The organism is Streptomyces sp. NPDC015139 (assembly GCF_043079785.1).
Classification (GTDB): Bacteria; Actinomycetota; Actinomycetes; order Streptomycetales; family Streptomycetaceae; genus Streptomyces; species Streptomyces albidocamelliae.
This window is the reverse complement of the sequence record NZ_JBIBUW010000051.1, coordinates 1-8,232: the sequence shown is the minus strand read 5'-3', so window position 1 is coordinate 8,232 and position 8,232 is coordinate 1. Positions and strand designations below refer to the sequence as shown.

The window sequence follows — 8,232 nt, the reverse complement described above, 5'->3', positions numbered from 1 at the left end:
GGTCCTACGCATCGCGCGACCCAGCACCAGCCGACACCACCAATAGGCTCAAGGGTCCCGCCATACCAGGTGACGGGACCCGCCGGACTGACTTGTGCTTCAAAATAAAGCACAGATTAGATCTGGAACCGCGGGCTACTACCAGTCTTCGGTGCAGCGACATGGCGAAGTTGTTGTGAGTGGTGGTGCGGAGCGGGGGCTGGGGCGGGTGGAAGTTCACGCTTGGAGGTGGTGTCCGTCGTCGGGGCGGACTATTCAGTGAGCGAGGAGTCCATGTCGTTTCAGGCGTATCTGGACAACATCGAGGCAAGACGGGGCTGACGCCCCGCCAATTCATGGCGCTGGCGGATGAGCGCGGGTTCGCGGGGCCGGCGTTGAAGGCGGGTCCGGTTCTGAATGGCTCAAGGAGGACTACGGGCTGGGCCGGGGTCATGGGATGGCTCTGGTGCACGTCTTCCTGATTCAGCGCCGCTTTGCCTGGCACGCACGAGGCCGGCTCCCTTCGCTGGGGAGCCGGCCTGGTGCGTGTCAGCTGCCGGTGGTGGCCAGTGGCAGCTCTTCGTGCCGGGTTCCGGTGGGCGGAGCGGTCTCCGTGAGGGCCGCCGTTGTGGCCGGTGCCAGCAGGGACGCGGGGACGGCGAGCAGGACGGCGGCCATCATGCCGGTGATGAACCAGGCGGAGGCGTCGTGCTCGGCGGCCCAGGTCGCGCCGGCGGGAGCGATGCCGCCGAGGACGGCGCTCATGACGGCGTTGGGCAGGCCGACGCCGAGGGCGCGGACCTTTGTGGGGAAGATGTCGGTGAGCAGCTTGGGCAGCACGGTGGTGGCGCAGACGAGGTAGACCACACCGGAGCCGTAGGTGAACAGCAGGCTGGCGAAGGTGCCGGTCATCGTGAGGTACGAGACCGAGCCGGTGACCGCGAAGAGGGCGCTGGCGGCGACGAGCAGCCGGGTGGCGCCGATCCTGTCGGCGAGCAGGCCTATGGGCACGTTGAGCAGCATCATCGTGGCGGTGGCGGTGACCACGACCCACATCATGGTGCCGGGCGTAGCGAGGCGGCCGCCGAGGGCGGGTACGACCGCGGTCCAGGTGCCGCCGACGGCGCCGGTGCCGGCCACGAACAGGGTGGCGGTCAGGACGCTGCGCCGGTGGGCGCGGAGCAGTTGGCGCAGGGAGCCGCGGTCGCGGCGGGAGTGGACCTCGCGCCGGTAGATCTCGGTCTCGGCGAGCCCGGTGCGCAGGACGAGCAGGACCAGGCCGAGGATGCCGCCGATCAGGAACGGCACGCGCCAGCCCCAGGCGGCCATGGGTCCGGGGCCGAGGGTGGTGGTCAGGGCGCCGCCGAGGAGGGAGGCGGTGAAGGCGCCCGCGCAGGTGGAGAGGGAGAACAGGCTGCCGTAGGTGGCTTTGCGGTGGCGGGGGGCCACTTCCATCAGGTAGGCGGTGGCGGCGGGCCATTCGCCGCCGTGGGAGATGCCCTGTGCGGTGCGGGCGAGCAGCAGCAGGAGGGGGGCGAGGAGGCCGATGTGCGTGTAGGAGGGGGTGAGGGCGATCAGCAGGGAGCCGCCGGCCATCAGGGAGATGGCGAGGATGAGGGCGGGTCTTCGGCCGTGCCGGTCGGCGTGGCGGCCGAGGAGGATGCCGCCGATCGGCCGGACGAGGACGCCGATGCCGAGGACGGCGAAGGCTCCGAGGAGTGAGGTGAGGGAGTTGCCGGCGGGGAAGAACCGGGCGGCGAACAGGGGTGCGAAGAGGCCGTAGCCGAGCCAGTCGAAGGACTCGATGAAGTTGCCGACGACGGTGGCGGCGACGGCGCGGCGGTGCACCGGCTGCGTGGAGGCGGTGGGCATGACGGGCCGTTGCTCCTTCAGACGGCCGCGTAGCCGTGTGCGGTGATCCGTCGGCCCGCTTCCTCGTAGTAGCCGGGCTCGGTGGGCAGGGTGGTGGCCAGGCAGCTGACGTAGCGGTTGTACATGCAGAAGGCGGCCGCGATGAGCACGGTGTCGTGCAGGTGCGTGTCGGTGGCGCCGGCGGCGCGGGCGGCGGCGATCGCGTCGTCGGAGACGGGGGCGGCCTGTTGCTGTACTTCGCCGGCGACGCGCAGCAAGGCGCGCAGGAGTGGGGTGACCGGGGCGGTGCCGGGGTCGTGGTGTACGGCTTCGACGATGGCTTTGCCGTCGTCGAGCTGGGCGGCGGCGGCCGCGCCGTGGGTGTCGGCGCAGAAGCGGGTGGCGTTGCGTTCGGAGACGTGGCTGGCGATCAGTTCGCGTTCGCCGCGGGTGAGGGGGGAATCGCCGCGCAGGATCAGGTCGGCGAGGGCGTTGAGCGGGGCTGCCGTGTCGGGGCGGTCGCTCATCAGGCCTCTGATGCCGGGCAGGTCGCTGTCGAGGTGGATGTGCGGCACGGGTGAGGGTCCTTCGCTGCGGGAGGGGTGGCGGACCTCATCGTGAGGCACATGTGGCAGCGTAGGCCAACTTTATTTGTGCTGTGTGGGGTTGTTGTGTGTCGACCGTTTCGGTGGGCGTGTCCGGCCGGGTGGTGGGCTGGGTGCCGCGCGGGCTGTGCGTGGTGATGTGGCGGCCGTTTTCGTCCGGGCCGCCTCACCCGTCCGCGTTCCCCGCTGTGCCGGCGGGCGGCGTCTCAGCGGGGTTCGCCGTCACATGGTTCTCTCCTTTCCGGTCGTCGTTTCTCGGATGGCTCGTTCCGCCGGGGGATTTGGAGGGGAGAGCCGGTTTTCGCGCGCCTTTCCCGTTGGGGAACGGTGCAATTTCAGGGAGCGTTGCTGTTGGAATGGAGCGGCCCTTTCAGCGGGGTTCCGTGTGCTTTCCGTGCCGTTCTCTGGGATGACTCTGACATGCCCTCAGGGGTGTTGTCCGCGTTTTCGCGTGGCACAGAACGGCCCTGGCACTGTTGTGTCAGAGCAGGCCGCTCCGGGCGGCCTGCAAGCCGAGTTGGAAGCGGCTGCGGGCGCCGATGCGGTCGGAGAGGCTGGAGATCATCCGGCGTTCGCTGCGCAGGGAGATGCCGAGTTTCCGGGCCGCGGCCTCGTCGGTGTGTCCTTCGGCGAGGAGGCGGAGCAGGGCGCGTTCTCGTGGTGAGTACGTCTGCCGGGCGTCGTCGGTGCCGTCCGCCTCGTCTTTGCCGTCGCAGGGGGTGGCTGTGTCCCACAGGTGGGTGAACAGGGCGCGCAGTGCGGCGAGGGCGCCGGGTTCGGCGAGGAGGACGGCTCCGCCGTCGGGGTCGCCGGGGTCGAGGGGCAGGGCGGCGCTCGTGCCGTCGACGAGGCGCAGGTGCAGCGGCAGTGCGGGCAGGGTGCGGATCTCGGCGCCGGCGCGGGTGAGCCGGCGTACGGCCTCGTGGTGGTGTGCCGGGCCCGTGGTGCTGTCCGTGTGGAGGATGCGTACGCGCACGCCCCGGCCCAGCAGGCCGAGGTGGAGGGGGACGTCGAGGTCCCAGGGGCCGTCGCCGGGCGTGGTGGTGGGGGCGAGCGCGAGGACTTCTTCGCGGGCCCGTGCGCTCAGGTCGGTCTGGAGGCGACCGGCGGCAGCGGCGCCGGTGAAGCGTTCCACGCCGGCGCCGGTGGTGCGGCCGAGGGCGGTGTAGTCGGCGAGGAGGTCGGCGACGGCGGCGCGGCCGGCGTCGATCTCCAGTTGGGTGCGGGCGAGTTCGTCCTGGCGGCGGTCCAGGAGGGCGCCGAGTCCGGCTCGGGGTGGCACGAGCAGCGGGGTGGTGTCGCCTTCGGCTGCCGTGCCGCGCAGGAGTGCGAGGTCGGCGAGTGTGTCGAGGGCGGTGGTGACGGCGGAGCGGTCCTGGTCGAGTTCGTGGGCCAGGCGGTCCACGCCCCAGGAGGGGTGTTCCAGCATGAGCCGGTATACGGCCTCCGTACCGGAGTCCAGTCCGAGTACGCGCAGCATCAGCGTCCCCCGCATCGTGTGGGTGCCGGGCACATGCGTGCCACGGCATGTTCGTGGCCCCCGTCAGGTCTGGGTGGGGTCCGGTGGTGTGCGGCACACTCGGGTGTGTGCACCTCGTCGAGTTCGCCTTCGCCAAGCCGCACGACGCGCCGGAGCTGCCCGGCGATGTCCTGCTCGACGCCCTGTGGGCGGTGTGCGGTCCGGACGACGGCGTCGAGCACATCCGGCTGCACGTGAGCCGTGCCGGGGCTCGGGGTGCCGCGTTCCTGCTGGCGGCGGACGGCCCGAGTGCGGTCCGCCGGTGTCGGGTGGTGTGCCGGCGGGCGCTGGCGGTGACCGGTGCCCTGAGCGCGTGGCGGCTGGTCCGGCCGGCCGAGGCATGAGCGCGGGCGGCCGGACGTGCCCGTACCGGCTCGGCCATCTGCCGAAGTCTCGGTGTTGCGTGAGGTGTCGCTTGCCACGTCCTCATTCTTGGACTAGCGGGCGGTGGGGCGCTTCTCGCTGAGTGCGCAGATGGGGGCGCCGGCGGTGCCGGTCGCACTGCGCATCCTGGGAGTTGGCCGGGACGGGGCCGGGTTCCGACGATGATGGTTGCGTCGATTCCACGGAAGACAAGGACGCGCATCGTGCCCCACATCGAGCTGACCAACGACCTCCCCGGTATCAGTGGGCTGTTCGCCCAGCGCCCGGACACCGCGGGCGTGTTGTCCCAGGTGGCGGAGACCTTGCTGCGCAGTGGCAGTTCGCCGTTGAGCCGGGGGGAGCGTGAGCTGATAGCGGCCTATGTGTCGCACCTGAACCGCACCGCATTCTGCGCCGGTTCGCACAGCGCGTTCGCGGCGGCGCAGCTCGACGGTGGATCCGAGCTGGTGGCCGCGGTGCTCGCCGACCCGGGCTCGGCTCCGGTCTCCCCGCTGCTGCGGTCGTTGCTGGCGGTGGCCGCCGAGGTGCAGGCGAAGGCGGCTCCGGTGTCCGACAAGGCGATTGCGGCCGCTCGGGCCGAGGGGGCCACGGACGCCCACATCCACGACACGGTTCTGATCGCGGCCGCGTTCGCGATGTTCAACCGGTACGTGAGTGGCCTCGCCACCGAAGTTCCGTCCGACCCGTCGCACTACGACGTGGTGGCCGAACGCATTGTCAACCGCGGCTATGGAGCCGCCCGCTGACGGATCGTCGCGGTCCGTCGCCGAGCCTCAGGAGTGTGTCATGAGCTGGTCCTGCGCCGACATCCCCGATCAGAGCGGCAGAGTCGCCCTGGTGACCGGCGCGTCCGGTGGCCTCGGGCTGGTGACGGCCCGGGAGCTCGCCGTCCGCGGGGCGCACGTCGTCCTGGCGTGCCGCAGTGTGGAGCGCGGGCGGGCGGTGGCCGGGCGGATCGGCGGCAGCACGGAGGTGGTGCGGCTGGATCTGGCTTCGCTGAAGTCGGTCCGCCGGGCCGCCGCGGAGGTGCGCGACCGGCACGTGCGGCTGGACCTGCTGGTCAACAACGCGGGGGTGATGTTCCCGGTGGACGGGCGTACGGCGGACGGTTTCGAGGCGCATCTCGGGGTCAATCACCTGGGGCACTTCGCGCTGACGGGGCTGCTGCTCGGTCTGATGTCGCAGGTGCCGGGTTCGCGGGTCGTGACGGTGGGGAGCCTCGCGCATCGTGCGGGCTTCGGCGGTGTCGGCGCGGACCGTGCCCGGTCGGGATCCGGGCGGCGGTCGGTGACGGCGTACGGGCGCTCCAAGCTGGCGAACCTGTTGTTCGCGCGGGAGTTGCAGCGCCGTCTCGGCGCTGCCGGTGCCGCCACCGTCTCGCTCGCGGCGCATCCGGGGTTGTCGCCGACCGGGTTGTGGCACGGCGATGCTCCCGCCGTGCTGCGGCCGGTGGTCGCGGCGGGGATGCGCTGGCTGGCCCAGCCGCCGCAGGCGGCGGCGCTGCCGTCGCTGCGGGCGGCGACGGATCCGGAGCTGCCCGGGGGTGCCTATCTGGGGCCTGCCCGGCGGTTCGGGAGCCGTGGGGCGCCGGTGCCCGCGCGGTCGAGTCGGGCGGCGTGCGATGCCGCGGCGCAGGGCCGGCTGTGGGAGCTGTCGGAGGAACTGACCGGAGTGCGGTACGCGTTCGTGCCGGCGCCGGTGCCTGCTGAGCCGGCCGTGGGCGTGTGTCCGGTCACGGGAGCCCGGGGCTGATCGCCGTGGCCGGGGAGAGCGTCGCGGCCGGTGTGGGTGCGGGCATCACGGGCCGGTCCCGGTTCCGGCCGGTGGCGGCCTGGGCGTGGATGTGGCGGAACTTCGACGCGGTGCTGGACGGTGATCCGTCGCCGGTCGGCGCGGCGGACAAAGGTGCGGCGGCGGACCGTCCTCTCCCGCTCTGGCCGGGGGCGGTACCGGTGACGGGGGCGCCTGCGGGGGACGAGAGGCTGCCGCTCGGCTGACGGCGCGGTTCCCGGTGATCCGCTCGGACGAAGGGGACGCTGACGGACCGGTCCCTCAGGCTCCGGACGGAGGCCGTACCGGTCGCGGGCGCGCCCGCGAGGACGAGAGGCTCCCGGTCGTCCGCTCGTGGGGACGCAGCCGTCCGTCCGTCGGAGGCCGGGTTGGGCGGTGACTTCGCGAAGTGTGGGCGAGTGCGTCTTCTGCTGTGCTCACTAGGGGTTCGGACGGTCGGCGGGTGTGCGGGCGGGATTAGCGTGGCGTCCGATCTCCCACCCCCCTTCCGAAAGGCGACATGTCATGGCGCAGACAGCGCAGCGGCCTGCCGCGTCCCCCGTCCGAGCGCGGCGGGCCGCGGACAGCGGTCCGGCGTCGTCCTCGTTCTTCTTCAACGGCCATGCGCCGCGCCGCCGTGCGCTGGTCGGTGTGGTCGCCGCGCTCTTCGGTTTCGCGCTGACGGTGGTGTGGTCCGCGCAGTTCGTGGACCGGACCATCGGCGACAACATCGCGGACACCCTGCTCGGCCACGCGGCCAAGGGCACGCCGATCGCGGGTGCGCTGGCGGGTCTGGCGTTCGCCCTGGCCACCGGGGTCGCGGGCACGTTCACCGCGTGCAACGTGGCCGTCTTCAGCGCGCTGGCGCCGCTGGCCGGCGCCCCCGCCGTCTCCCGGCGGGGCCGGATGGCCGCCGCGCTGCGTCCGCTGAGCCGGCTCGCGCTCGGTGCGGTCGTCGTGTCCGCCGTGTACGGGGCGGTGGTGTCCCTCGCCGGTAGGGGCATGCCGCAGTTCGACGACAGCCAGGGCGGTGGCGGCTTCTCCGGGCGTCTGGTGCAGGCGATGGTGGTCTACGGGCTGATCGGTCTGCTGATGACGTACCTGGGCCTGGCGGCGCTGGGTGTGGTGCGTGATCCGCTGGCGCGGCTGTCGCGGCGCTTCCCGGGCGCGCCGATGCTGGTGATGGGCGCTTTGATCGGGGCGTTCCTGATCGGGCGTCCCTTCCCGTTGTTCCGCCAGTTGTTCCGCGACGCAGCCGAGAGCCACAACCCGCTGTACGGGGCGGTGGCGTTCGGTCTTCAGTCGATCGGCAACATCACCGTCATGTCGGTGCTGTTCCTGCTGGTGGCCGGCCTGTTCGGGGAGCGGCTGCACCGGTGGACCGCGCGGCGGCCGAGCCGCGCGTCGGCGCTGATGGCGGCGGGTTTCCTGGCGGCGGGCGTGTTCCTGGTCCTGTACTGGGACGTGCGGATCCTGGCCGTCCGGGAGCTGATCTGGTACCCGATGGCGCCCTGGGCGGCGTGAGGCGGTTCCTATGAGGCGGATGGCCCGGCCGGAGACTTCCGGCCGGGCCATCCGCCTTGCGGGGGGCGGGGTTCAGCCGCTCGCGGCTGCCACGGCGGCGACCAGTTCGCCCGCCGTGCCGGGGAGGCCGGGTGCGGTGAGCTGCGGGTCGTCCAGGACGGGGACGAGGCCGGCGAGGGCCTGGGCGAAGCGGCCGCCGTTGTCGTGGACGAGGGTGACGGCGCCCTCCCACAGGGCGGCCCGGATGCGGCGCGAGGTGAGCTGGCCGTCGCCGGCGGTGGAGGTCAGCAGCAGTGCGGCGACGCGGACTTCGAGTGGTGTCGGCCGCCAGCCGCCGGTGGCCAGATCCGCGAGGAGTTCTTCGACGCCGCTGCGCGCGCGTACGGTGGCGGCGGGCTCGAGGAGCAGGCCGGTGCCGGGTGGGGCGGTGGTCGTGGACACGGGTGGTTCCTCTCGCGGGATGTGGCCGGTCAGTCGAGGCCGACGGCGGTGCGCAGGGCGGTGGCGCGGTCGGTGCGCTCCCAGGTGAAGTCGGGCAGCTCGCGGCCGAAGTGGCCGTAGGCAGCCGTCTGGGAGTAGATCGGGCGGAGCAGGTCGAGG

The 8,232-nt window shown here is 72.4% G+C and carries 10 protein-coding genes; 5 read left to right on the top strand and 5 right to left on the bottom strand.

Annotation, left to right across the window (positions count from 1 at the left end; translation table 11 throughout):
* Window positions 1-528: 528 nt before the first annotated feature.
* The 3 genes from ACF08B_RS41370 to ACF08B_RS41360 all read right to left on the bottom strand — a co-directional run bounded on the left by ACF08B_RS41370 (window position 529) and on the right by ACF08B_RS41360 (window position 3,948).
* Window positions 529-1,851: an MFS transporter gene (locus ACF08B_RS41370; RefSeq protein WP_392322195.1), complete on the bottom strand. Its 1,323-nt coding sequence runs from the start codon at window positions 1,849-1,851 to the stop codon at window positions 529-531.
* A gap of 17 nt (window positions 1,852-1,868) precedes the next feature.
* Window positions 1,869-2,405 (bottom strand): carboxymuconolactone decarboxylase family protein, encoded by a 537-nt coding sequence (locus ACF08B_RS41365; protein WP_392322194.1) that lies wholly within the window; start codon window positions 2,403-2,405, stop codon window positions 1,869-1,871.
* A 511-nt stretch (window positions 2,406-2,916) separates the two neighbouring features.
* A complete protein-coding gene (locus tag ACF08B_RS41360; protein ID WP_392322193.1) occupies window positions 2,917-3,948 on the bottom strand; it encodes a hypothetical protein in 1,032 nt (343 codons plus the stop codon).
* Window positions 3,949-4,022: 74 nt separating this feature from the next.
* On the opposite strand from ACF08B_RS41360, the gene ACF08B_RS41355 reads away from it, so the two are divergent.
* The 5 genes from ACF08B_RS41355 (at window position 4,023) to ACF08B_RS41335 (ending at window position 7,632) form a co-directional block, all read left to right on the top strand.
* Complete coding sequence (locus tag ACF08B_RS41355; protein ID WP_392322192.1) at window positions 4,023-4,298, top strand: hypothetical protein; 276 nt, start codon at window positions 4,023-4,025, stop codon at window positions 4,296-4,298.
* A gap of 243 nt (window positions 4,299-4,541) precedes the next feature.
* Entirely contained in the window at window positions 4,542-5,084 is a 543-nt protein-coding gene (locus ACF08B_RS41350) for a carboxymuconolactone decarboxylase family protein (protein ID WP_392322191.1), read from the top strand.
* A gap of 40 nt (window positions 5,085-5,124) precedes the next feature.
* On the top strand, window positions 5,125-6,090 hold the full coding sequence (locus ACF08B_RS41345; RefSeq protein WP_392322190.1) for an oxidoreductase: 966 nt from the start codon (window positions 5,125-5,127) through the stop codon (window positions 6,088-6,090).
* 5 nt (window positions 6,091-6,095) lie between these two features.
* Window positions 6,096-6,335, top strand: a complete 240-nt coding sequence (locus ACF08B_RS41340) for a hypothetical protein (protein WP_392322189.1) — start codon at window positions 6,096-6,098, stop codon at window positions 6,333-6,335.
* 298 nt (window positions 6,336-6,633) lie between these two features.
* Entirely contained in the window at window positions 6,634-7,632 is a 999-nt protein-coding gene (locus ACF08B_RS41335) for a hypothetical protein (protein WP_392322188.1), read from the top strand.
* 72 nt (window positions 7,633-7,704) lie between these two features.
* Here the strand turns inward: ACF08B_RS41335 and ACF08B_RS41330 are convergent, their stop codons facing one another.
* Window positions 7,705-8,073, bottom strand: coding sequence for a hypothetical protein (locus tag ACF08B_RS41330; RefSeq protein ID WP_392322187.1), 369 nt, complete (start codon window positions 8,071-8,073; stop codon window positions 7,705-7,707).
* A 29-nt stretch (window positions 8,074-8,102) separates the two neighbouring features.
* On the bottom strand, window positions 8,103-8,232 hold a 130-nt coding region (locus ACF08B_RS41325; protein WP_392322196.1), incomplete at its 5' end, for a methionine adenosyltransferase domain-containing protein.